20 protein-coding genes and 1 other annotated feature are annotated in these 22,806 nt (G+C 49.0%); all 20 genes read left to right on the top strand.

Annotated features, from left to right (window positions below; translation table 11 throughout):
• Positions 1 to 26: 26 nt before the first annotated feature.
• The 20 genes from JZI27_RS10680 to JZI27_RS10585 all read left to right on the top strand — a co-directional run bounded on the left by JZI27_RS10680 (position 27) and on the right by JZI27_RS10585 (position 22,688).
• Positions 27 to 341, top strand: coding sequence for an STAS domain-containing protein (locus tag JZI27_RS10680; RefSeq protein WP_122910324.1), 315 nt, complete (start codon positions 27 to 29; stop codon positions 339 to 341).
• 62 nt (positions 342 to 403) lie between these two features.
• Positions 404 to 642 (top strand) — a binding site (T-box leader).
• Between the two features lie 39 nt (positions 643 to 681).
• Positions 682 to 3,354, top strand: a complete 2,673-nt coding sequence (locus JZI27_RS10675) for a valine--tRNA ligase (protein WP_122910345.1) — start codon at positions 682 to 684, stop codon at positions 3,352 to 3,354.
• A 42-nt stretch (positions 3,355 to 3,396) separates the two neighbouring features.
• Positions 3,397 to 4,767 carry a bifunctional folylpolyglutamate synthase/dihydrofolate synthase gene (locus tag JZI27_RS10670; RefSeq protein ID WP_251242939.1) on the top strand — a complete coding sequence of 457 codons (1,371 nt, stop codon included), beginning with the start codon at positions 3,397 to 3,399 and terminating at the stop codon, positions 4,765 to 4,767.
• Between the two features lies 1 nt (position 4,768).
• The gene (murC, locus tag JZI27_RS10665; RefSeq protein WP_122910326.1) at positions 4,769 to 6,151 is read left to right on the top strand and encodes a UDP-N-acetylmuramate--L-alanine ligase; all 1,383 of its coding nucleotides are present in this window, start codon (positions 4,769 to 4,771) and stop codon (positions 6,149 to 6,151) included.
• Between the two features lie 435 nt (positions 6,152 to 6,586).
• Complete coding sequence (locus tag JZI27_RS10660) at positions 6,587 to 7,432, top strand: SDR family NAD(P)-dependent oxidoreductase (RefSeq protein ID WP_122910327.1); 846 nt, start codon at positions 6,587 to 6,589, stop codon at positions 7,430 to 7,432.
• Between the two features lies 1 nt (position 7,433).
• Complete coding sequence (locus JZI27_RS10655) at positions 7,434 to 8,969, top strand: AMP-binding protein (protein WP_280207498.1); 1,536 nt, start codon at positions 7,434 to 7,436, stop codon at positions 8,967 to 8,969.
• A 484-nt stretch (positions 8,970 to 9,453) separates the two neighbouring features.
• Positions 9,454 to 10,449 (top strand): ketoacyl-ACP synthase III, encoded by a 996-nt coding sequence (locus JZI27_RS10650; protein WP_280207497.1) that lies wholly within the window; start codon positions 9,454 to 9,456, stop codon positions 10,447 to 10,449.
• Positions 10,450 to 10,566: 117 nt separating this feature from the next.
• Positions 10,567 to 11,043 carry a prepilin peptidase gene (locus JZI27_RS10645; RefSeq protein ID WP_251242935.1) on the top strand — a complete coding sequence of 159 codons (477 nt, stop codon included), beginning with the start codon at positions 10,567 to 10,569 and terminating at the stop codon, positions 11,041 to 11,043.
• Between the two features lie 71 nt (positions 11,044 to 11,114).
• Complete coding sequence (locus JZI27_RS10640; RefSeq protein ID WP_251242934.1) at positions 11,115 to 12,389, top strand: hypothetical protein; 1,275 nt, start codon at positions 11,115 to 11,117, stop codon at positions 12,387 to 12,389.
• Between the two features lie 153 nt (positions 12,390 to 12,542).
• Positions 12,543 to 12,782: a DUF4321 domain-containing protein gene (locus JZI27_RS10635; protein WP_122910331.1), complete on the top strand. Its 240-nt coding sequence runs from the start codon at positions 12,543 to 12,545 to the stop codon at positions 12,780 to 12,782.
• A 10-nt stretch (positions 12,783 to 12,792) separates the two neighbouring features.
• On the top strand, positions 12,793 to 13,377 hold the full coding sequence (locus tag JZI27_RS10630) for a Maf family protein (RefSeq protein WP_280207496.1): 585 nt from the start codon (positions 12,793 to 12,795) through the stop codon (positions 13,375 to 13,377).
• A 101-nt stretch (positions 13,378 to 13,478) separates the two neighbouring features.
• Positions 13,479 to 14,177 (top strand): RadC family protein, encoded by a 699-nt coding sequence (gene radC, locus JZI27_RS10625; protein WP_122910333.1) that lies wholly within the window; start codon positions 13,479 to 13,481, stop codon positions 14,175 to 14,177.
• Between the two features lie 111 nt (positions 14,178 to 14,288).
• Entirely contained in the window at positions 14,289 to 15,332 is a 1,044-nt protein-coding gene (locus JZI27_RS10620; protein WP_122910334.1) for a rod shape-determining protein, read from the top strand.
• A 14-nt stretch (positions 15,333 to 15,346) separates the two neighbouring features.
• Positions 15,347 to 16,342 carry a rod shape-determining protein MreC gene (mreC, locus tag JZI27_RS10615; RefSeq protein ID WP_122910335.1) on the top strand — a complete coding sequence of 332 codons (996 nt, stop codon included), beginning with the start codon at positions 15,347 to 15,349 and terminating at the stop codon, positions 16,340 to 16,342.
• The gene (gene mreD, locus JZI27_RS10610) at positions 16,342 to 16,869 is read left to right on the top strand and encodes a rod shape-determining protein MreD (RefSeq protein ID WP_122910336.1); all 528 of its coding nucleotides are present in this window, start codon (positions 16,342 to 16,344) and stop codon (positions 16,867 to 16,869) included. Before mreC ends, mreD begins: the two co-directional genes overlap by 1 nt.
• A gap of 36 nt (positions 16,870 to 16,905) precedes the next feature.
• Positions 16,906 to 19,338 (top strand): peptidoglycan D,D-transpeptidase FtsI family protein, encoded by a 2,433-nt coding sequence (locus JZI27_RS10605; protein ID WP_280207495.1) that lies wholly within the window; start codon positions 16,906 to 16,908, stop codon positions 19,336 to 19,338.
• 148 nt (positions 19,339 to 19,486) lie between these two features.
• On the top strand, positions 19,487 to 20,182 hold the full coding sequence (gene minC, locus JZI27_RS10600) for a septum site-determining protein MinC (protein ID WP_251242929.1): 696 nt from the start codon (positions 19,487 to 19,489) through the stop codon (positions 20,180 to 20,182).
• Between the two features lie 26 nt (positions 20,183 to 20,208).
• Positions 20,209 to 21,003 (top strand): septum site-determining protein MinD, encoded by a 795-nt coding sequence (gene minD, locus JZI27_RS10595; protein WP_251243067.1) that lies wholly within the window; start codon positions 20,209 to 20,211, stop codon positions 21,001 to 21,003.
• A gap of 118 nt (positions 21,004 to 21,121) precedes the next feature.
• Positions 21,122 to 22,252 (top strand): FtsW/RodA/SpoVE family cell cycle protein, encoded by a 1,131-nt coding sequence (locus JZI27_RS10590; RefSeq protein ID WP_122910339.1) that lies wholly within the window; start codon positions 21,122 to 21,124, stop codon positions 22,250 to 22,252.
• A gap of 235 nt (positions 22,253 to 22,487) precedes the next feature.
• On the top strand, positions 22,488 to 22,688 hold the full coding sequence (locus JZI27_RS10585) for a cold-shock protein (protein ID WP_122910340.1): 201 nt from the start codon (positions 22,488 to 22,490) through the stop codon (positions 22,686 to 22,688).
• The last annotated feature ends 118 nt before the right edge of the window (positions 22,689 to 22,806 follow it).

Below are 22,806 nucleotides of genomic sequence, written 5' to 3'. Positions count from 1 at the left end.
TAAATGATACCGAGAGGGGTTAAAATATGGACTACCGGGCAACTGAGACTAATGGGCATGCCACGTTATTTTTTGCCGGGGAGCTGGACATGGCTGTAGGAGATCAGGTCGGTCAGCTGCTTCAGCAATACGGAGAACGTAACCAGACCGTAAGAGTTGATTTTCAGCAAGTCTCTTTTGTGGATTCATCGGGAATCGGCAGTTTGTTCTTTACCACGAAAGAATTGCTCTCATTGGGGAAACAGGTGGAGATTGTCAATGTACGTGAGGAGATCTTGGATATTTTGCACGTGCTTGGCTTTACCCAAGCATTGGGGATCACCGTGGGAAAGGCCGAATAAACCGGGTTTGACGCAAAACCGTCTATTTGTATATAATATGTTGTAGCTGTCAACTACATATGTCATCAACGATGATCGGGAAGAGTAGGTCAGGACGCCTTTTCAGAGAAGAGAATCACAGCTGAAAGATTCTCTAAGGCAAGAATGGTCGAATGTCGCCCAGGAGTTGTTCCGGTGAAGCTGCACGTGTAGCCGGAAACGGTTCGCAGCCGTTATCTTGTTTGAGGGAATACACAATCGCTGTGTTAGGCATTGTGTGTTAACAAAGGTGGTACCGCGAAAATATCCTTTCGTCCTTTGGATGAAGGGTTTTTTTTATTATTTTGAAGGAGGAAAAGCCATGTCAACGCAACAAACACAAGACATTGATCAACTGCTGCCGAAAAATTATGATCCCAAGGCTGCAGAAAGCAAATGGTATCCATACTGGGTGGAGAAAGGGTTTTTCAAAGCAGAACGCGATCCGCAGAAAAAACCATTCACCATCGTCATTCCGCCTCCAAACGTGACGGGCAAGCTGCATCTGGGTCATGCGTTGGATACGACCTTACAGGATATCATTACCCGTACGAAAAGAATGCAAGGCTATAGCACGCTTTTTCTCCCTGGAATGGACCACGCGGGTATCGCAACACAGGCGCGTGTAGAATCGACACTGCGCGAAGAAGGCATCTCTCGTTACGATCTGGGCCGGGAAAAATTCGTGGAAAAGGTGTGGGAGTGGAAGCACGTCTACGCAGGTCATATTCTTGAACAGTGGGAAAAGCTTGGGCTTGCCCTCGACTACTCCCGTGATCGTTTTACGATGGACGAAGGGTTCTCTCGCGCCGTTCGCGAGGTTTTTGTTCGTCTGTATGAAAAAGGGCTGATCTATCGTGCCAATCGGATCATCAACTGGGACCCTGCAGCACGTACGGCGTTGTCGGATATTGAGGTTATCTACAAGGAAGTAAAAGGTGCCATGCACCACATGCGCTACCCGCTGGCAGATGGTTCGGGCTTTATTGAAGTGGCCACTACTCGACCTGAGACGATGCTCGGGGATACTGCTGTAGCCGTTCATCCTGAAGACGAGCGCTACAAGCACTTGGTAGGCAAAACCGTGATCCTGCCAATCGTAGGCCGCGAGATTCCAATCGTGGCAGATGATTACGTAGATCCTGAGTTTGGTTCCGGTGCAGTAAAAATCACACCTGCTCACGATCCGAATGACTTTGAACTGGGTCTGCGTCACAACTTGCCACAGATCGTTGTCATGGACGAAACGGGCAAGATGAACGAACAAGCCGGAATTTACCACGGACTGGATCGCTTTGCATGCCGCAAGCAGATCATTAAGGATTTGAGCGAGCAAGGCATCATGTTCAAGGTTGAGGAGCACGTCCACCAAGTCGGTCACAGCGAACGCAGCGACGCGGTTGTTGAACCGTACCTGTCGACACAGTGGTTTGTAAAAATGCAGCCTCTTGCAGATGCATCCTTGGCCAACGCAGCGAGTGAAGAGAGTGTCAAGTTCGTCCCAGAACGCTTTAAAAACAACTACCTGCGCTGGATTGAAAACATTCGTGACTGGTGCATTTCCCGCCAGCTTTGGTGGGGACATCGGATTCCAGCCTGGTACTGTGCAGATTGTGGAGAAACCATCGTTTCTCGTGAAGATGTAACAGAATGCGCTAGCTGCCACAGTCACAAGCTGGAGCAGGATAACGACGTTCTGGATACCTGGTTCTCCTCGGGTCTGTGGCCGTTCGCGACACTGGGCTGGCCGGAAGAGACAGAGGATCTGAAGTACTTTTATCCGACCAACGTACTCGTTACAGGCTACGACATTATCTTTTTCTGGGTAGCCCGGATGATTTTCAACGGCTTGGAATTTACAGGTCAAAATCCGTTCGAACATGTGCTGATTCACGGTATCATCCGCGATTCCGAGGGACGCAAGATGTCCAAGTCACTCGGCAACGGGGTTGATCCGATGGAAGTAATCGAGAAGTACGGAGCGGATGCGCTACGCTATACGTTGGCTACCGGAAACTCGCCAGGGAACGATCAGCGCTTCTACTGGGAAAAGGTAGAGTCCAACCGCAACTTCGCCAATAAAATCTGGAATGCTTCCCGATTTGCATTGATGAACCTGTCTGGCTTCCGTTACGAGGACATTGATCTCAGTGGTGAGCTGTCTACACCGGATAAATGGATTTTGTCCCGACTGCAAGCTACGATCGCAGATGTGACGCGACTGTCCGACAGCTTTGAATTCGGGGAAGTAGGGCGCGTCCTCTACAACTTTATTTGGGATGACCTCTGCGACTGGTATATTGAGATGGCCAAATTGCCGCTGTATGGCAACGACGAGGCAGCCAAGAAAACGACACAATCCGTCTTGGTGACGGTTCTGGATCAAACACTTCGCCTCCTGCATCCGTTCATGCCGTTTATGACGGAAGAAATTTGGCAAGCGCTTCCGCATGAAGGAGAGAGCATTACGGTTGCAGCATGGCCGACAGTCAACGAAAATTGGATCTTTGCAGATGCAGAGGCAGAGATGAGCCTCTTGGTTGACGTCATCCGCAGTGTGCGCAATATCCGTGCCGAAGTGAACGTGCCGATGTCCAAAAAGATTGAGCTTCTAATCAAGCCAAGCGATGCCGTAGCTTTGGAAAGACTGACACGCGGTGAAGAGTATATTTCTCGTTTCTGCAATCCGGAACGTCTGGAAATCAGCCAAGAGCTGAGGACCCCTGACAAGGCGATGTCTGCTGTAGTCAGCGGAGCAGAATTATTCCTCCCGCTCGCAGGGTTGATCGATTTGGATCAAGAGCTGGCACGCCTGGAAAAAGAGCTGGCTACATTGAACAACGAAGTGGAGCGAATCGAGAAAAAACTCAACAACGCCGGTTTTATGGCGAAAGCACCTGCAAAAGTCGTAGAAGAAGAAAAAGCAAAAATGGCAGACTACATGGAAAAACGGGATAAAGTTATTGCCCGGCTTGCTGAATTGAAGGGCGCATGATTCGCCGTTTCATCGCATAATTTGAGAATGGAGCATTGCGGTATGAGTGCAGAAGAATTTGTGGAATACGAAGAAGGGCTCGATTGGCTGCACGGTCTTTTGAGATTCGGTGCCAGACCGGGTCTAGAACGGATGAATTGGGTCCTGGAGGAATTGAATCATCCCGAACGAAGACTGGCGTTTATTCACGTCGCAGGGACGAATGGAAAAGGATCTACCTGCGCGTTTCTGACGCAGATGCTGATGGAGGCGAACTACAGCGTAGGGACCTTCACATCCCCGTACATGGTTGATTTTCGGGAACGGATTCGATACAACGGCAGTATGATTTCCCAAGAGGATTTACTGACTTTGATGAATGAAGTGAAAGTCCTGGTAGATCGCTGTGAAAAAGAGACCTCTTTTGGCTCCCTGACGGAGTTTGAAGTCATTACAATCATTGCGATCCTGTACTTTGCCAGGGTAGTTAGACCGGCTGTAGTGGTTTGGGAGACGGGACTCGGGGGACGATTGGATTCGACGAATGTCGTCTCGCCCATCGTTTCTGTCATCACGAATGTTGGAATGGATCACACGCAAGTACTTGGCAACAGCCTGGAGGAAATTGCACGAGAAAAAGCGGGTATTATCAAGCCGGGTGTTCCTGTCGTTACCGGAGAACGCAGGCCGGAGGTACTCGCTGTACTCCAGGATAAGGCGAAGCAAACCAGAAGCACGCTGTACCAGATCGGCAACCACTTTGATGCACAGCAGGTAGCAGAACAGTTGGGTGAACAACAGCTGCGTTACAAGAGCATCCATCGCCGGGAGCCCAGCAGCTATCGTTTGACCATGAATGGCATGCATCAGACGGATAACGCCGCTGTCGCTTTAATGACGATAGACGTGCTGCGAAACTACTTTTCCTATTTGCTGGAGGAAGAAGAAATCGTTCGTGGTTTGCAACAAACCCGCTGGCCTGGCCGTCTAGAAATAGTCTCCCCTAGACCGATGGTAGTCTTGGACGGGGCACACAACCAAGAGGGAATTGCGGCCTTGACGGGTAGTTTGAAACAGCTTTTGCCGGCGGGGACGCGTTTGCATCTGCTGTTTGCAGGGCTGGGAGATAAGCCTCTGACAGGGATGGCAAAGGCACTCGACCCATTGAAGGATCAAATCGAAGCCCTTCATGTGACTTCGTTTGATTTTCCGCGAGCCGCTGACGCGCAGACCTTGTATGAAGCGTTTCGAACAGGAGGATGGGAAGACGAGTATTTGGATACCGTCCCCGACTGGCGTGCTTTTCTCTTATCTTGGATGCAAGAGAAGCAATCGGCGAAGGCGGATGACTGGCTGGTCATCTGCGGTTCGCTCTACTTCATCGCCCAAGTGCGCGCATTCTTTCCCACTACAGTAGAAGAGGCAGGTGAATAGGGTGGATCAGGCACAACACGTCCACTTTGTGGGCATCGGCGGATATGGTATGAGTGCGATTGCTCGTGTCTTGATTGACCTTGGTGTAAAGGTAACCGGCTCGGATGTCGCTTTGAATGACTTGGCGAAAAAGCTGGAAGCAAGAGGTGCAATCGTGCATATTGGCCATTCTGCGTCCCACATCGAAGGAGCAGACATGATCGTATATTCCACCAGTATTCCCAAAGACAATCCGGAGGTCGTTGCGGCACAGGAGCAAGGCATCCCTGTCTTGCATCGCTCTCAAATGCTTGCCCAAATCTTGAACGAGCGTACAGGAGTTGCAGTAGCAGGTGCTCATGGCAAGACAACGACCACCTCCATGATCGCTCATGTGTTAGAAGAGTGCGGCGTAGATCCGACGTTTATTATCGGCGGAGAGCTGGTGAATGCAGGGACCAATGCCAAGGCAGGTTCCAGCCCATACGTAGTTGCAGAGGCAGATGAAAGTGACGGCTCCTTTTTGGAGTACCGACCAGTCTATGAAATCGTAACAAGTATTGAGCCAGATCATCTGGAGCATTTTGATGGTGATTTCAACAATTTGAAGCAAGCGTACGTCAAATTTTTGGGCCATCTCAAGCCAGGTGGCAAAGCTGTGCTCTGCATCGACGATGTTCATGTGAGAGAGGTGCTTCCTACTGTCACGGAATCGGTTATTACCTATGCCATCCAAGAGCCTTTTGCAGGGCAGGCAGATTACAGAACGAGTGAAATAGAGTGTGGGGATCGACGGGCGAAATGCCTGATCTATCATCAGGATCGTTTACTGGGAGAGATGTCTCTCAACGTTCCAGGAAAGCACAATATCGCCAATGCGTTGGCAGCGGCCATCGTCTGTCTCGATATTGGCCTTGACTTTGAGCAGATTGCTGCTGCGCTGACCACGTTCCGCGGGGCCAAGCGTCGCTTTCAAATCATTGGTGAGGCCAGGGACATTCTTGTCGTAGATGACTATGCTCACCATCCAACGGAAATTATTGCGACCCTTCGCGGTGCCAGAGCATCCGGGAAACGGGTGATTGCTGTCTTCCAACCGCAACGCTACACCCGTACCTATTTTCTGATGGATGAGTTCAGCCGTGCTTTTGGTGAGGCGGACGAAGTGATCATTACCGATATCTACTCGCCTGCTGGGGAGGCAAGAATCGAAGGGGTTAACTCTGAGGTTCTGGTCCAGAAGATCAGAGATAACAGCCATCCCCGTGCGCAGTATATCCCTACGAAGGAGCAAGTTCAGGAGCATCTCTACCAAGAGCTGAAGCCGGGAGATCTGGTTCTGACGATGGGAGCCGGAGACATCTGGAAGTCGGCCTACTGGCTGGCAGAGAAAATCGGGAAATAATGCATGAAGGAAAAGCCTTTTTCGCTTCCGAGCGAAGGGGCTTTTTTCTTTAGACGTGCTTACTTATGCTCTTGAAGGCATAAGATTATGAAATTCATTCCGTTGTAAGCATTACGAGAGATTACTATAAGAAAAGTTAAATTGAATGCATGGAAGCTGGAACCCAAGCTGGAGATGCATGATATCTCGGTTATTTTGGACGAGGTATTGATCACCGTAGAAGCTCTCCCAAAAATGCCAAAAGTGGGGGCTGCTTGATCACCCAAAAGAACACCTCTGATGATAAATCGTCTATTTTCTTGTAGATCGCCAAGAATACAGGCGGTTTTTTCGTTGGTTTCAAGGGTAGACAAAAAACATTAGGCTATTGTTTCCAGCGGTGAAGTCGAGGAAAATAGAAGTGTTCTACATAACTCGTGAAAAAGGATTTGGACCATGTACAACTATAGCCTGTTGGAAAGCTTATTATTTTTGTCTACTCCTTTCAACGATCGAAAGCTTGCGAGTGCGCTGCAAGGCAAGACGATTCTGATAACAGGGGCAAGCTCCGGCATTGGAGAGCAGCTAGCCTATTTACTCGGGCAACTACCCGTTCATCTCATTTTGGTGGCTAGAAGAGAAGAAAAGCTCTCCCAAATCAAGCAAGAGCTCAAAACAAAGAATGCCAAGGTCCATATTTTTCGGGCGGATCTTAGAAATGAGGATGAGCTGGAAGATTTCTTGACCTTTCTTCATCAACAACCTGATGGAGTAGATATCGTAGTAAACAACGCAGGCATTTCCATCAGACGTTCGATTATGGACTCGCTAGACCGTTATCACGATTTTACCCGAACGATGGCGATCAACTATTTTGCTCCTGTCAGACTGCTGCTGTCTGTCATCCCCCAGCTCCAACAAAATCAGGGACAAATCATCAACATCTCTACGATCAATACTTCGTTGATCCCTCTCCCTTATTGGGCAGCTTATCAGGCTTCCAAGTCCGCTTTTGATACCTGGTTTCGATCCGCAGCACCCGAACTGAATGCCAATGGAATCTCCACAACGTCGATTTATCTGCCTTTAGTCAAAACCCCTATGATTCTGCCTACGGCTGCTTATCAGAACATGCCTGCCATGCGTGCAGAGCATGTCGCCCGAATCATCGCCAAATCCATGTATACAAAACGCAGAGTGTTCAAGCCATGGTGGCTGGTATTTGGGCAGTTTTCATCCATTTTCGGCAGGGGGCTTTGGGAGCGGTTCTTACCAGGAAAGCTGCGAGAGAGGGGGAAGTGATGTGCGGATTGTGATACTGATTGAGATCCTGTACAAGTTGAGGCTGCTTTCCCCAGCGGGGCTGTTCCGATTGATAAAAGCCATTTTTCAATATGGAATGAATGTGATGGCACTCTTGCGCATCGCTGAGCGCACTTACGGTCAAAAAGTTGCAATCGTCGATGACCATGAAACGATTACCTATCAGCAGCTATGGTCTCAGTCCGAACACCTCGCACTCGCCTGGAAGCAGACATACGGCCTGAATAGCGACAAGAAGGTAGGAATCTTATGTAAAAATCATGCTTCACTGGTGAAAGCCATTTTTGCTACGTCCTATACCGGCGCTGATCTTTACATGCTCAATACCGAAATGAGCGCACGACAGCTCGATCAATCGCTGGATGGTTGCGAAATCGATTTGCTCATTTATGATGAGGAATTGACTACCCTGATCGAACAATCAACGTATGCCAAAGACAAGCTGTTGAGCTATCATGATCAATTGCCCGCTATCAACAACCTGACTCAGTCCATCGTGAATGAAAAATTCATGCTTCGCAGAGCCTCTTCAAGCAAGATCATGCTGCTGACAGGCGGTACTACCGGAGCTTCTAAAAAAGTCCCGCACAAGCCTTCCTTGTTCCATTACCTGCCGCCATTGTCAGCGCTGCTATCCAGGCTTCATCTTTTCCGATATCAGACTACTTATATTGCAACTCCCATCTATCACGGCTACGGGATCGCGTTCCTGCTGTTATGCGTCGCACTAGGAAAAAGAATCGTCCTGACAGCTGGCTTTGAGCCGGCAAAGGCATGTGACCGCATACGGGAGCACCAGGTGGAAGTCGTCACCGTCGTACCATTAATGCTCTATAAAATGCTGAAACACAGTGCAGCAGATTTGAAGTCACTTGCCTGTATCGCATCTGGTGGTGCTGAACTGAATCCAAAGCTCGCGGCAGAGGTGTTTAGCACATGCGGCGATATCTTGTACAATCTGTACGGGACATCAGAAGCGGGGTTGATGGTCATTGCGACACCAGCGGATTTAAAGGCGTCCCCTAATACGATCGGGAAGAAAATCGAGCATGTCCGATTAAGTGTGCTGGATCACCAGCATCAAAAGCTGGGTGTGGGTGAAATCGGTCAATTATGCGTGAAAAATACTAGGTTCAAGCACGACGGAAATCAAACCTGGATAGGAACAGGCGACCTCGGTTACCGGGATGAACGAGGTTACTACTATTTATGCGGGAGAACCGATGACCGAGTGATTTCAGCAGGGGAAAATGTGTATCCGATCGATGTCGAGCAAATCTTGATCCATCACACTTCCGTAGAAGATGTAGCGGTGATAGGGATACCCGATGAAACGTTCGGACAACGGCTGAAGGCTTTCGTGCAATCAGCCCCGCATGCAGACCTGACGAAGGAACAGCTGCTCGAATGGCTGCGTCCTAGGGTGGCCAGGTATCAGATGCCAAAAGAGATCGTTTTCGTGGAGCAGATTCCGTATACCCATTTGGGGAAGGTCGATAAGAAGCAATTATCGTAGTGGCTGAAAATTCCGCAATCCAGAAGAAAATCATATAAACACATGCTGATATAATGAAAAAGAAAATCATAAAAAGGAGGCAAGAGGCATGTATAAATCAGGGCTGGCCATATTGTACAACGTTGCGAACTTGGACCGAACGCTAGATTTTTACACGAGAGGACTAGGGTTTGAGGTGGAAGACATTGAACTCGCAGTAGCTGAATTAAAATCACGCGGTGTTTCATTCACGGAGAGATTGAGACAATACCCGAGTTTGTAAAGCTTGCAGTCTTTCATGATCCGGACGGGCATCGCTTTGAGTTTTCCCAGACTTTAGCGAGTCCTTGATGATTCGAAGAACCCAATCTATCCGAAAAAGGAATGTCTATGTGGCTTCGCTTCATGCGGGCTACAATTTTTATTAAAAATTAGTACCAGGTGCTAATATCTAGTGCTATAATCAAAGGAGATGAAGTGAAAATGATCGAAGGAGTGAAGCGCAATGACAGTAGCTGCCCAGGGCTCAAAAGCGCGTATCACGGCTATTGGTACGTATGTGCCCGAACGTGTTCTCAGTAATCATGACCTGGAAAAAATGGTGGACACCTCGGATGAGTGGATTCTTCAGAGAACTGGAATACACGAAAGGAGAATCGTAGAGAAGGATCAATTTACGAGTCACTTAGCGATAGAAGCAGTAGCCAATCTGGCGAAAAACTACAGGAAGTCTCTTTCAGACGTGGATATGGTACTGGTCGCCACTTCTACAGCTGACTATCCATTTCCGAGCGTGGCCAGCCAGATTCAAGCACACTTTGGCATGTCAGGAGCGGGGGCGCTCGATCTTTCGGCTACATGTGCGGGCTTTACCTATGGCATTCACGTCGCCAACGGATTGGTCAGCTCAGGCTTGCATCGCAAAGTGCTGGTTGTAGCCGCAGAGACATTATCCCGCGTGACTGATTATACCGACCGGACGACCTGTGTTCTTTTCGGGGATGGTGCGGGTGCTGTACTAGTGGAGAGTGATGAAGCCAATCCGAGCATTCTTGCGACCCATGTTGGTGCAAAAGGAGAAGGAGGAATTCATCTGTACCGCGCTGGACTGTCCAGTCAAATGCACGGCCAAACGCTACAAGGCAATGGGTGTATGGTTCAGAACGGCAGGGAGGTTTATCGCTGGGCCGTCACGACTGTGCCTGCTGGCATGCGGGAAGTGATGAACCAAGCTCAGATGAAGCTGGAACAGATAGACTGGTTCATTCCCCATAGCGCCAACCTGCGCATGATCGAATCGATCTGTGAGAAGAGCGGTTTTCCCATCGAGAAGACCCTATACAGCATGGAGTACTATGGCAATACATCAGCAGCAACGATCCCACTGGCATGGGAGCGGGGGATCATGCAGGGAAAAATCAAACAGGGAGACACACTCCTTCTCTACGGCTTCGGCGGCGGTTTGGTCCATGCGGGTATGCTCCTGACTTGGAATCCATAACGCAGGACGCGAAGAATAGACTGTCTAGGCAAGTTAGTGATTGCTAGACAGTTTTTTTTGTCCAAATCCAATGTGTGAAGATGAGCAAGGCGGAATCACAATAAAAGGAGTTTGCCTATGCTCTCATTTGCTCTTCCAATAGAGCCCTTCACGGTTGAGCGAATCATCCAGCTCATCCTGCTGGGGCTGTGCTTTTCTGTTTCTTGGACGGATTTTAAGGAAAGACGTATTCCCAACCTGGCCTTGCTGATTGGTTTTATGCTCATGCTGGCATTGCGTTTGTTATGCGGGGAAGAGTGGTCATGGTTGTCTGCTATTCCTTTTGTTGCTGTTGTCCTGGTCTTTTTTGGAGGGATAGCGTTGGTTTGGCCAGCATCGATCGGGATGGGGGATGTCAAACTGCTTGCATGCGCAGCTTACACACTGGGAGTCGGTCCATTCTTCCTCGTACTGACTATCGCCAGTATGACGGCATTGTTAGGTGCCAGTCTCCTGCTTCTTTTCGATCAAGCAAGCCGGACACACTCCCTTCCGTATGCTCCTTTTCTGAGTGTGGGGCTGCTGTCCTGGTTTGTCTCTGCTTTCTGGGAATAGCCCAAACAAATCAGTCATAACTCGTCCCGTGATCTCGTATGCTGGTACAAAGAGCCTGTAGCTGGGAGGGCATGACGGTGAGCGGAACGAAAGGAAATAACCTCAGAGTAAAAGTAAACGGCCAAAACTGGCAAGGCACTGCACGGGAGAAAGAAGAGCTGCCTCGTGCAAACCATAATCCATCACCCAAGAGACAGATTCAGGGGCCTTCCCTTCCGTTGTCGGAAATAGAGAAGATGAGCAAACGTGATGATGCCTGGGATCGGATGATGCAAATTCGTTCTGCGGCTGCTGCGGAACCTGAGCGACAGCATGAATCCTATACGGCTCCTGAACACGATTATCGCAGGGAATATATAGAGGAAGATTCCCATGAATGGTCTTCGAATCGCTTTCAATCCTTTCTTCCCAAAGGGGCCTTTCTCCGAACCCTGCTTACAACAGGGGGAGCCATTGCAATCGGTCTCGTATTTGGAATCATGGTCCTGACGATTTTCTCGCAGGAACAGTTTTCGACTTCTTATCGCACTGTTTTGTCCGATACGGTGGAGACGCTGACTGCACAACCCGAGTCACCGAGCAACAAGCAGACCACTCCAACGGGGCCAGTACTGCCGGGTGATCAGGGAAGCGCCGCTCAGCCGACTGCTTCAACAGGAGCTGCAATGAGCCTGTCCTTACAGTTGCCAGAGGTGAAGATGCATGTGGCACAGGTAGGCGTCTTTCAATTGGATGCTCCTGAGGAAGCCGCGACCCAATCCCTGACCAAGCTCGGGCTTCCGCATCTGCTGTACAACGATTCCACCAAACAGTACATGTTTGCCGCAGCAGCCACATCCCGAGAGGCAGTACTGGGCTTTGCCAGCAACCTGAAAACAAAAGGTCTCGAAGTGTTTGTGAAAGAGTTTAGCTTCCCGGCGTACCAGGGGGAAGTGAAGATCGAGCAGTCAGCAGAACCGACAACAACCCAGCCAAATCTGGACCTGTTTTTCACAGCTGGAAGAGAGCTTACCGAAGCTTTGTCGGCCCAGTCAGGTCTGGTCATCACTAGCGCCCAGCCTGCCATCGCCCCTGCAGATACGGCGACATTGAAAGAAAAGCATCGGAAGTTCCTGGAGGCTGGAAAAGTGAACACACTGCCTGCTGAATGGCAGCCGTATTTTCAGGAAATGGTCAACGGGCTGAATCAGGCAGTAGCGGCACGTGACAAAATGGCAGAGGCATCAGGAGGCAAAAAGACAGAAAGTGCTGAATCGTATGCTTGGCAAGTGCAGGGCGGAATTCTTACCTATTTGGAGAGCTACACCAAGTGGCTTCAGCAGCTTGATAAAGGTAAATCCATATAAAAGCAATCAGGACTTCTCACAAGTTTTCTTGCGGGAAGTCTTTTCTTTCTATACAGTTACTTCCAAGAGCATTAGGGATTGTTTCACCCCCTCCCATTTGCTACACTTATTGATGGTTAACGTGAATCCCTTAGCAATCTAGGGAGTGGAATCATGGGGAAAGAGACGCTTACACTCGTTTTTCTGTTGATTTGTGGACTTTTATTTGGAAGTATAGTGGGCGAAATCCTGAAACCTTGGATTCCGTTCTTGACCACGAGCAAAGAAATTACGTGGTCACCTTCCGCAGATTTGGAAATTTTGAAGTACGATTTGAACTTTCAGCTAAAACTAAATCTAGCCAGTATCGGAGGGCTCGCCCTCGCCTTTTGGATACATCGACGAATGAAGTAGGTTGATACGGATGCATACAGATAAAACTTTGATCCTTGCCTCGTCTTCGCCGCGTCGCAAGGAATTGCTGCAGACGCTAGGATTAACTTTCACCATCCAGACTAGTGATGTCGATGAAACCACTAGCCCTGGCTTATCCCCACAGGAGGTCGTCGAAGAGCTTGCTTTGCGAAAAGCAAAAGAAGTGGCGTCCCGGTTGAATGAGGGAATCGTGCTTGGCTCTGATACGATTGTCGTCCTGAATGAAGACATATTGGGCAAGCCAGTGGACGAAACCGATGCCTATCGAATGCTGTATGCTTTGCAAGGGTGTGAACATACTGTGTACAGCGGGGTTGCACTGATTGACGCTGCGACAGGAATGTCTGAGGTTTCGTATAGTCGGACTCAGGTCAGAATTCGCCCCCTTGCCTCGGAAGAAATCCATGCCTATATCGCTACACGAGAGCCGATGGACAAGGCCGGATCGTATGCGATACAGGGAATTGGATCCACCCTGGTAGAAGGAATCGATGGCGATTATTTCACTGTCGTTGGCCTTCCGCTGTGTTTGACCGCTATTATGCTTGCGCACTTTGGTATTAAGGTTTTGTAAGTTGCTTTGCTTGATTTCAAGCAGCGACGGCTAATCCTTCATGATCGTCTCCCACTGTAGCCGTTTCAAGGATTAGGTGAACTGGTTGGAGGCGATGCGAAATGTCAACAAATACCTGTAACAAAATCGTGCCAAAAAACGTCCCTTACTATGATCGTCCTCGGGAGAGACTACTTCGCGAAGGAGCAATCCATCTGTCGGATACAGAGCTTCTCGCCATTTTACTGCGGACTGGTAGGGAGCAGGAATCAGCTTATCAGCTTGCTTCACGCTTGCTGTCGACGTTTGGCGACCTGCATGGATTGGCTCAGGCTGCCCATTCGGAGTTGACGGAACTAAAAGGAATTGGCCAGGTCAAAGCAATCGAATTGCATGCAGCGTTTGAACTAGGGCGTAGGTTAAGGAACGCTCCCAGACAGGCGCGTACGACGATTCGCTTGCCTCGTGATGTGGCTGATCTCATGATTCCTGAGTTGGCTCATTTGACACAGGAGCATTTTGTCTGCCTATTTCTCAATACCAAGAACCATGTGATTGGCAAACAGACGATATTTGTTGGAAGTCTGGACTCCTCGATTGTGCATCCTCGTGAGGTTTTTAAAGAAGCAATTCGGCGCAGCAGCGCATCCGTCATTTGCTTACATAATCATCCAAGTGGTGACCCGACACCGAGCAGAGAAGATATAGCGATCACACGTACCTTATGTGAAGCTGGTGAGCTAGTTGGGATATCACTCTTGGATCATGTCATTATAGGGGATGGCAAATACATCAGCTTGAAAGAGCAAGGGTACATGTAAAGCAAGTCGGTCCGACTCGACCGCCATTGTCACATCCATTTTCGTGATACAAGGAAAGCTGCTTTCACGGAAAAAAGCTCGCAACTGTCTAATACTGGAAGGAGTTTTCGTATGTTTGGTGGATTTACTCGTGACTTAGGGATTGACCTGGGCACTGCCAATACACTTGTTTTTGTAAAAGGTAAAGGTATTGTAGTGCGTGAACCTTCTGTTGTAGCAATTCGTACGAATAACAATTCGATTGAAGCGGTGGGAAATGCGGCCAAGAACATGATCGGCCGCACACCTGGAAATATTGTAGCGGTTCGTCCCATGAAGGATGGCGTGATCGCCGACTTTGACACGACTGCTACCATGATGCGTTACTTCATTAATCAAGCACAAAAAAATCAAGGGATGTTCAGCCGCCGTCCCAATGTAATGGTGTGTGTACCGTCTGGTATTACTGCTGTGGAGAAGCGCGCCGTTGAGGACGCGACCAAACAGGCAGGCGCCCGGGAAGCGTACACCATTGAAGAGCCATTCGCAGCAGCGATCGGCGCTGATTTGCCTGTCTGGGAACCGACAGGAAGTATGGTTGTGGATATCGGTGGAGGAACGACGGAGGTTGCCATTATTTCTTTGGGGGGAATCGTGACGTCCCGTTCGATTCGTGTAGCTGGGGATGAGATGGATGAAGCGATCATCCAGTACATCAAACGCCGCTACAATCTGATGATCGGGGAACGTACAGCAGAGACGCTCAAGCTGGAGATTGGTTCTGCCATAGCACCTGATGAGGTAGAAACCGTTGAAATTCGCGGGCGAGATCTGGTGACTGGGCTCCCGAAAACCTTGAGTGTGAGCAGCTCGGAAATTGCTGAAGCTCTTGCTGAGACAGTGGCAGCTATTGTGGAAGCGGTGAAAGTAACGTTGGAGAAGAGTCCGCCCGAGCTAGCTGCGGACATTATGGATAGAGGGATTGTTCTGACAGGTGGTGGTGCCCTTCTGCGAAACATGGATCGGTTGTTGAGTACGGAGACAGGAATGCCCGTTCACATTGCAGAAAATGCCCTTGACTGTGTGGCGATCGGAACTGGACGAGCGTTGGAAAATATGCACTTGTTCACTTCGAAGCACGGAATCACCTCTTCCCGACAAAAACGGGGTAAATAAACGGAGGTCTGGGCATGTCGTTTTTCGGGAACAAGCGACTCATTATAGTACTTGTAGGCTTGGTCCTGCTAATCTCGGTAGTGGGCTTTACCTCGCGTGAACGGGATAGGCTGACCTGGCCGGAAATGTTTTTCAAGGATGCATTCAGCGTGGTGCAGGGTATTTTTTATCGCCCTGCCCAGGCTGTTTCCGGCTTTTTTCAGGAAGTGGAAGACGCCTATAGCGTGTATGAGGAAAACAAGGCGCTGAAGGCCAGCTTGGATCAATACGCTCGATTGACCGCCGAGCTGCATGATGTGAAAGCAGAAAACGAGCGATTGCGCGAAGCATTGCATGCGACAGAGAGCTTGAAGCTGTATCAGCTCCGTTTCGCAGAGGTGGTTGCCCGTAATCCGGATACCTGGAACAATGTGACGACCATTGATAAAGGGCTTAAACATGGCATTAAAAAAGACATGGCTGTCATTACTGCCAAAGGGATGATCGGTCGTGTGCAAAGCGTTGCCAACTTTTCTTCCACCGTCGAGCTGTTAACCAGCTATGAACGACGGAACCACATCTCGGCAATTATCCAGACTCAGCAAATGGTGAACGGTGTTGCGACGTATCGCGATGTGAGCGGGGTCGTAGAAGAATACGATCCACAAGAGCGTCTGCTCATCATGCGGAAAATTCCTTGGGGACTGAAAATTGAAGAAAAGCAGCAAGTGGTTACGTCCGGTCTGGGAGGGGTCATTCCCCGTAACCTCCCGATTGGCTACATTGTTAAAGTAGAGCCGGATGATTACGGTCTTACCCAGACAGCCTATGTACAGCCGAGTGCCGACTTTTCACAATTGAACGAAGTGATGGTCGTTGAGCGCAACTTCACTATCTCGCCCAATGGTGAAGTCATCCCACAACAGTCATCCAACCAGCCAGCCACGAACAACGCATCGAATACAACTCCAACGACACCTGCTTCCGGCGCACAGCCCCCGGCATCGACCGCAGTCGGAGGTGGCCAGTAATGGCGCGCTTTCTGCTGACCATGACGGTGTTGCTGCTGTTCGTCCTGGAGGGTACGGTCGTGCAGGTGATTTCACCATCAACAGGGGGACTGTCCTGGATGACAGTACCCCGCTTTGCGCTGGTTTGCACGATCCTGATCTCTATGTTTTTAGGCAGAAGGGAAGGTCTGTACTACGGACTGGTATTCGGCCTTTTGCAAGACATCCTGTACGGGCAGGTAATCGGGATCTACACCTTTTCGATGATGCTGGCCAGCTATTTTTCAGGTCTGATCGTCCTCTTGTTTCAACGGGGGTTTGGTATGGTGCTTATTACCAGTATCCTGATCCTGTTCGGACATGAATGGCTTTTGTACAGTATGTATCGCGTGTTTGCTTTGGCTCCGCACGATGTTCAGTGGATCTTGAATAGTCAGATCCTGCCGACAGTCATTCTCAATAGTCTGTTATCTTTAGTCATGTATATACCGATCCAACGCTTATGCAAGACGATTGAGTCCAAGCGAGAAATGTCTGCGATGGAATAGTCAGGTGTGAGATGGAAATAAGAGGGGGCAAGATGGATGGAAGAGGAAAAAAAACAAAAATCGACCATTCCAATCCGACTCAATATCTTGTTCGTCATCGTGTTCCTCTTTTTTGCCGCAATTATTTTGCGACTCGCCTATGTTCAGCTGGTGGAAGGCGAGCAGTATAGACACGAATTGGAAAAGTTTAGCATTCGCGAACTGCCGATTCCGGCGCCAAGGGGACGGATTCTGGATAAAAACGGGGTCGTGCTCGTCTCCAACAAACCGGTATATACCGTTCAGTATGTAGAGGAGCAAGGGCAGGATATTGATGAAGAAAAAGTCGCGGATCGTCTGGCCAAAATATTGATTCCCGATGATAGCAAAATTGGAACGGATCAAGAACTGCTGAAAAAAACGATTGAGCTTCGCTCGACGCTGCCTGTCGGTTTCAACAGAGAAGAAACGAATGAGCTGAAGGCGAAAATCACTCCGATGCTGCAGCGATTGCCACAGGTGGATGAAGTCGATGCCATGACAGACCTCGAACTGGTCAAAACAGCGATGTTTGCAGGTTTGCGGGTTCGTTCGCCTTTTCAGGAAAAGCAACGGGCTGAGGTGGAAAAGAAGCTCGGCGCGATCTTTAAAACCAATGGAAACACACTGGATCTAAATAGCATTTCTGACTGGGAAATGTTCAAGCAAGCTGTAAAAGCGAATGTGGATATGAAGCTGTCTTTGGATAAAGAAGACCGCGATGATTTGGTTAAAGAGGTAAAGGCACAGCTTCGGCAATTGCCTACGCCTGATCAGCTTTCCACGAAGTCCGACATGGATCTTTTGCGTTACGCGTATATGTTTGAGCTGGACGTTGTGCTTCCACTGACAGAGGAACAGCGACTGCATCAATGGCACAAGCTTTCACTTCTGCAGGAGATGCGTTCCCCGCAGTTGGCCAGCTATATTCCGAGACGGGTGAAAACAAACATTTCCTCAGAGGAAATGTTTCAAATTGAAGAAAGACGTACAGAGCTGCCAGGGATCAGCGTGGAGCTGGAGCCAGTACGACAAATCATGCAAGACCCCGACGGAACGCCTTTTGCGACCCATATTCTCGGGTACATCAATGCTATTCGCCCGGATAGTCTCAAAGAATACCTGGCGCAAGGGTACAACGCGATCGACCGCGTCGGTGTTACCGGATTGGAGAGTTACTACGAGCGGTATTTGCGCGGCAAGGACGGCATCATGGAAGTCCATGTCAACAAGAACTCCGAGTCTGTAGAGAAGACGATGCGTCAGCCGGCCCAACCGGGTAATGACCTTGTGCTAGCATTAGATTGGCGTTTTCAAAGTAAAGTTGAGGCCATTTTAAAGGAAGAAGTTGAGGCATACAAAAAGCTACCAGCGACGCCAGATGAATTTAAGGAGACTCATGTGCTTGTCATGAATCCTAATACTGGTGAGATCTTGGCTATGGCGAGCTATCCAGATTACGATCTAAATCTATATTATGATCGTAAAAAGTTCAATGAAAATTACAGTTCACTGATTTTACCCAACGAGGCGAATCGCTTTATTTATACTCCTTACCCACCCGCTTCTACCTATAAACCGCTCTCGGTAATGATTGCGCTTGAAGAAGGGTTAACAACTCCTACAGAAACTATTTATGATTCTGGCGGATATTCTGTAGGTAATGCCTATAAGCGCAACTGGCGACCAGGCGGGCATGGACCTGTGAATGCGCGTCGTGCCCTCCAGGTTTCCAACAATACGTACATGTATATCATGGCTGATCGCCTGTTGAAAAAATCCAGTCCATGGCAGAACCAGTTCCGTATTCTGGATTATTACAACGCCCAGTTCGGTTTGGGTGTCAAGACAGGAATTGACTTGCCTGGTGAAAACAAAGGCTGGGAAAACCCATATCTGAACTACGGTAACCTGGCGGATGCGATGATCGGTCAATACGACTTGTTCACGCCGATGCAAATCGCGCAGTACGTGTCTACGATTGCCAATGGCGGCTATCGGGTCCGTCCGCATTTGGTGAAGGAGATTCGCCGTGGAACCACAGATCCTCAGGAACCAGGCCAAACCTTGAGTATTATCGAACCGGAAGTGTTAAATCGCGTTACGATCGATCCGAAGTACATTCAGGTCATTAAAGAAGGCATGCGCATGGTAACGCAGCCAGGTGGTACAGCAGTTCGAGATCTGAGCAACCTGCCTTTCGCTGTTGCTGCCAAAACCGGTACCGCGCAAACTGGGCGCAAAGCAGAGAACGCATTGCTCGTCGGATTTGCCCCTTACGAAAATCCACAGTTGGTTTTTGTCGTCATTGCGCCAAACAGCTTGAAGGATGGAACCTCCAGCTCAGCTGCAACAGGACCTGTATCGAGACGACTGCTTGAAGCGTATAACGAGTTGAATCCAGGTGTTCTCACGTCTGCACCCCCAAAAGCTCCGGCTCAAGGGCAATGACATTAGTAATGGTAACGATCCGGAAATGAAATACCCTCTCAATCGTGCTCGCACATTTTTAATGAGAGCTCGATTGAGACTAACCCATGTTCTGCTTTCATTCGGCAAATTTTTCATGTAGAGCAGGAAAGTACTTGTCTGGTGGCGAATGGTATCGGTCGAGGTGAAACAGGTGACGACTGTGAAAAGCAAGGTCACGATCAAAGGGACAAAAGACGGTCTCGTCTTTTTCATGGATGATACCTGTTCCTTTGAAGAACTGCTGACCGATTTGCGTGAAAAAATAGAGCATAGCCACCAACAAATCTTGTCAGGTCCGTTGATTCGAGTATCGATCAAGCTGGGCAAACGATACTGCACTCACGAACAACAAGAGGAATTGACAAAAATTATCCGGCAAAAAGGTAATCTGGTGATCCATTTGGTGGAAGCCGATGTGATCACCAGAGAAGAAGCATTTGCTGAGCGACTCAAGTCTTCGTTTCACGTGCAAGTGCATACCATTCGTTCTGGACAAGTCCTCGAAATGGAGGGCGATATTCTCCTCTTGGGAGATGTCAATCCGGGAGGGACGATTCGCAGTACGGGAAGCATTTATGTGCTTGGCCATCTGCGTGGTTATGCACATGCCGGGTTTTCTGGAGATACGGAAGCGATTATCGCAGCTGCCGTCATGAATCCGACTCAGCTGCGCATCGGTGAAGTGGTCAGTAAACCAGGAGAAGAGTGGACCAAGAATTCAGGCGGGACAGAATTTGCCTACCTGGAAAACGAGACGATGCTCGTCGCAAAAATGAACTATTTGCCACGGATACGCCCTGAGCTGGGAGAGAAAAAAGCATGAGGGTCGAAGGAATAGGGGGATCGGATGTGGGGATCGGAATTGTCGTAACTTCAGGTAAAGGCGGCGTGGGAAAGACAACCACTTCCGCTAATTTGGGAACAGCGCTTGCCTTGCAGGGGCAAAAAGTATGTATGGTCGACACAGATATCGGGCTTCGCAATCTCGACGTCGTGATGGGATTGGAAAACCGGATCATCTACGATTTGGTCGATGTTATAGAAGGAGCATGCCGTCTGCAGCAAGCACTGATCAAGGATAAGCGTTTTGAAAATCTATCCCTACTGCCAGCTGCACAGACCAAGGACAAAACAGCAGTCATGCCGGAGCAGATGGAAGAAATCGTCACACAGCTGAAGCGCGAATTTGATTATGTGATCATCGACTGTCCGGCAGGGATCGAACAAGGCTTCCGCAATGCTGTGGCAGGTGCTGACCAGGCAATTGTCGTCACGACACCGGAGAAAGCGGCAGTACGCGACGCAGACCGTATTATTGGCCTGCTGGAGCGCGAAAAGGTAGGTATGCCGAAGCTGGTGATCAATCGGGTTCGTTCCCACATGGTTAAAAATGGCGATATGTTGGATGTAGAAGATATTCTGGATTTGCTAGCCATTGACTTAATTGGTGTTGTGCCAGATGATGATCACGTGATCAAATCAGCCAATTCAGGGGAACCTGCAGTGATGAATCACGAATCCCGTGCTTCGATTGCGTACCGCAACATTGCTCGCAGGCTTTTGGGCGAGGCAGTGCCGCTGCAACCGCTGGAAGAAAAAGCGGGCGTCTTTAAAAAAATGCGTAAATTCTTTGGCTTGAAATAGGATAAGGTTTAAAGAAGCAGGCAAAAGAACAGGAGCCATCCTGTTCTTTCCTTCTTCACAGACCATTTCATTAGGGCTTCGCAGAAAAGCGGAAGCCACGTTTTCTAGGAGGAAAAAGATGGACCTGGAAAAACGACATTTAAAAACCCTCGATTGGACCATTCTGATCATTTTGGCTGCACTGGGTGTCTTTAGTTATTTGGGCATTTCCGGATCTGCCGCAGGGGTCGATAAGGCACAGCAACAGGTCTTGTGGTACGTGATCGGGTTTATCGTATTGGGAGGCAGCCTCCTTTTTGATTACAGGCTGTTCTACAATTTTGCCTTTGTCTTGTACGGATTCGGGCTGATCCTGCTGATTGGTGTGTTGCAGACAGCAGCGATCAATAATACGCATAGCTGGTACAATCTCGGACCAGTTCTGTTCCAGCCCTCTGAGCCCATGAAGCTGTTTACCATTTTGGCGGTCGCCAGGTATATGGCAAAACGGGCAGAAGACCCTTATCGCTTTCACTATTTTTACAAGCTGATTCCTGTCGCCTTGCTGGTGATGGTACCGCTGCTTTTGATTCTCATCCAGCCAGACCTGGGGACAGCATTGGTGTACACAGGCATGCTGGCTACGATGCTGATCGTCGGTGGAATTCGCCTGCTGCACGTGACTTACGTGGGTGGCTTGGTCGGAAGCTTGGCTGCTGGAATGGTGTTTCTCTACGAGTACAAGCAGGACATCTTCTTCAAGATCATCAAGCCGTATCAATGGGATCGTATCGTTTTCTGGCTGAATCCCGATCTGGAAGCGATGGGTCGAGGCTTCCAATTGAAGCAGTCGTTAATTGCTATTGGCTCTGGTCAGCTGGTGGGAAAAGGAATCGATACGCCTACTCAAGCGAGCTTTGGTTGGGTGCCAGTGGGGGAGAGCGACTTCATATTTACGGTGATCGCTGAAAAGCTGGGCTTTATCGGCGCAGGCCTTTTGATGATCCTGTTCTTCTTCCTGATTTATCGCATGGTTCGTATCGCGATGGAAGCAAAGGACCCGTTTGGTGCCTATGTCGTAGCTGGAGTCGTCGGCATGCTGACCTTCCAGGTATTCGAGAACATCGGCATGACCATTCAGCTGATGCCGATTACAGGGATTCCGCTACCCTTCATCAGCTATGGCGGAAGCTCGTTGATTACCAACTTTTTGATCATCGGCGTGGTCTTGAATATCGGTATGCGCAAGGACAAGTTGCGCTTTGACTAAATGCGTGACAAAAGGATAACGTTGTGATAAAATCAACCTAAGTTAACCATTTTTACAAGATGCAGTGATTTGATGGATTGGTTATGGAGTCGTGCCTTGTTGAGTGACGTCACCATGTCAAATCTCAACGATGCATGACTTTTTTGCCTTACCGCAATAGACTCCTGAAGTAAAAACAGGTTAACGCTACACTTCATCGCCTTACGGGGCGCAATGTTTAGGGAGGTTTTGTTTCATGCAACAAGGTATCGTAAAATGGTTTAACGCAGAAAAAGGATACGGTTTCATCCAAGTTGATGGAGGAGACGACGTATTCGTACACTACAGCGCGATCCAGACAGAAGGTTTCAAATCTCTGGACGAAGGCCAAAAGGTTGAGTTCGAGATTGTTCAAGGAAGCCGTGGACCTCAAGCTGCTAACGTATCTAAACTGTAAAAATTTTTGTAAATCCAAGGACAGTCTCTCTATGGGGAGACTGTCTTTTTTGCTATATAGGAAAGTATATAATTTTGAGGGGCGCAAGTCCCTCTATTTGTTGGTAAAATCGTTATAT

It is taken from the genome of Brevibacillus sp. AY1, assembly GCF_029870785.1.
GTDB lineage: Bacteria > Bacillota > Bacilli > Brevibacillales > Brevibacillaceae > Brevibacillus > Brevibacillus invocatus.
The sequence above is the reverse complement of the archived record's forward strand: the minus strand, read 5'-3'. Positions and strand labels throughout refer to the sequence as shown.

Excerpts from the sequence above, each read along its gene's own strand:
- JZI27_RS10635 (WP_122910331.1), top strand. The coding sequence starts at position 12,543 with ATGGGGAAAGAGACGCTTACACTCGTTTTTCTGTTGATTTGTGGACTT.
- JZI27_RS10645 (WP_251242935.1), top strand. The coding sequence starts at position 10,567 with ATGCTCTCATTTGCTCTTCCAATAGAGCCCTTCACGGTTGAGCGAATC.
- radC (WP_122910333.1), top strand. The coding sequence starts at position 13,479 with ATGTCAACAAATACCTGTAACAAAATCGTGCCAAAAAACGTCCCTTAC.
- JZI27_RS10660 (WP_122910327.1), top strand. The coding sequence starts at position 6,587 with ATGTACAACTATAGCCTGTTGGAAAGCTTATTATTTTTGTCTACTCCT.
- JZI27_RS10585 (WP_122910340.1), top strand. The coding sequence starts at position 22,488 with ATGCAACAAGGTATCGTAAAATGGTTTAACGCAGAAAAAGGATACGGT.
- JZI27_RS10680 (WP_122910324.1), top strand. The coding sequence starts at position 27 with ATGGACTACCGGGCAACTGAGACTAATGGGCATGCCACGTTATTTTTT.
- JZI27_RS10675 (WP_122910345.1), top strand. The coding sequence starts at position 682 with ATGTCAACGCAACAAACACAAGACATTGATCAACTGCTGCCGAAAAAT.
- JZI27_RS10650 (WP_280207497.1), top strand. The coding sequence starts at position 9,454 with ATGACAGTAGCTGCCCAGGGCTCAAAAGCGCGTATCACGGCTATTGGT.
- mreD (WP_122910336.1), top strand. The coding sequence starts at position 16,342 with ATGGCGCGCTTTCTGCTGACCATGACGGTGTTGCTGCTGTTCGTCCTG.
- JZI27_RS10640 (WP_251242934.1), top strand. The coding sequence starts at position 11,115 with ATGACGGTGAGCGGAACGAAAGGAAATAACCTCAGAGTAAAAGTAAAC.
- JZI27_RS10630 (WP_280207496.1), top strand. The coding sequence starts at position 12,793 with ATGCATACAGATAAAACTTTGATCCTTGCCTCGTCTTCGCCGCGTCGC.
- JZI27_RS10605 (WP_280207495.1), top strand. The coding sequence starts at position 16,906 with ATGGAAGAGGAAAAAAAACAAAAATCGACCATTCCAATCCGACTCAAT.
- JZI27_RS10670 (WP_251242939.1), top strand. The coding sequence starts at position 3,397 with ATGAGTGCAGAAGAATTTGTGGAATACGAAGAAGGGCTCGATTGGCTG.
- JZI27_RS10590 (WP_122910339.1), top strand. The coding sequence starts at position 21,122 with ATGGACCTGGAAAAACGACATTTAAAAACCCTCGATTGGACCATTCTG.
- JZI27_RS10620 (WP_122910334.1), top strand. The coding sequence starts at position 14,289 with ATGTTTGGTGGATTTACTCGTGACTTAGGGATTGACCTGGGCACTGCC.
- mreC (WP_122910335.1), top strand. The coding sequence starts at position 15,347 with ATGTCGTTTTTCGGGAACAAGCGACTCATTATAGTACTTGTAGGCTTG.
- minC (WP_251242929.1), top strand. The coding sequence starts at position 19,487 with ATGGTATCGGTCGAGGTGAAACAGGTGACGACTGTGAAAAGCAAGGTC.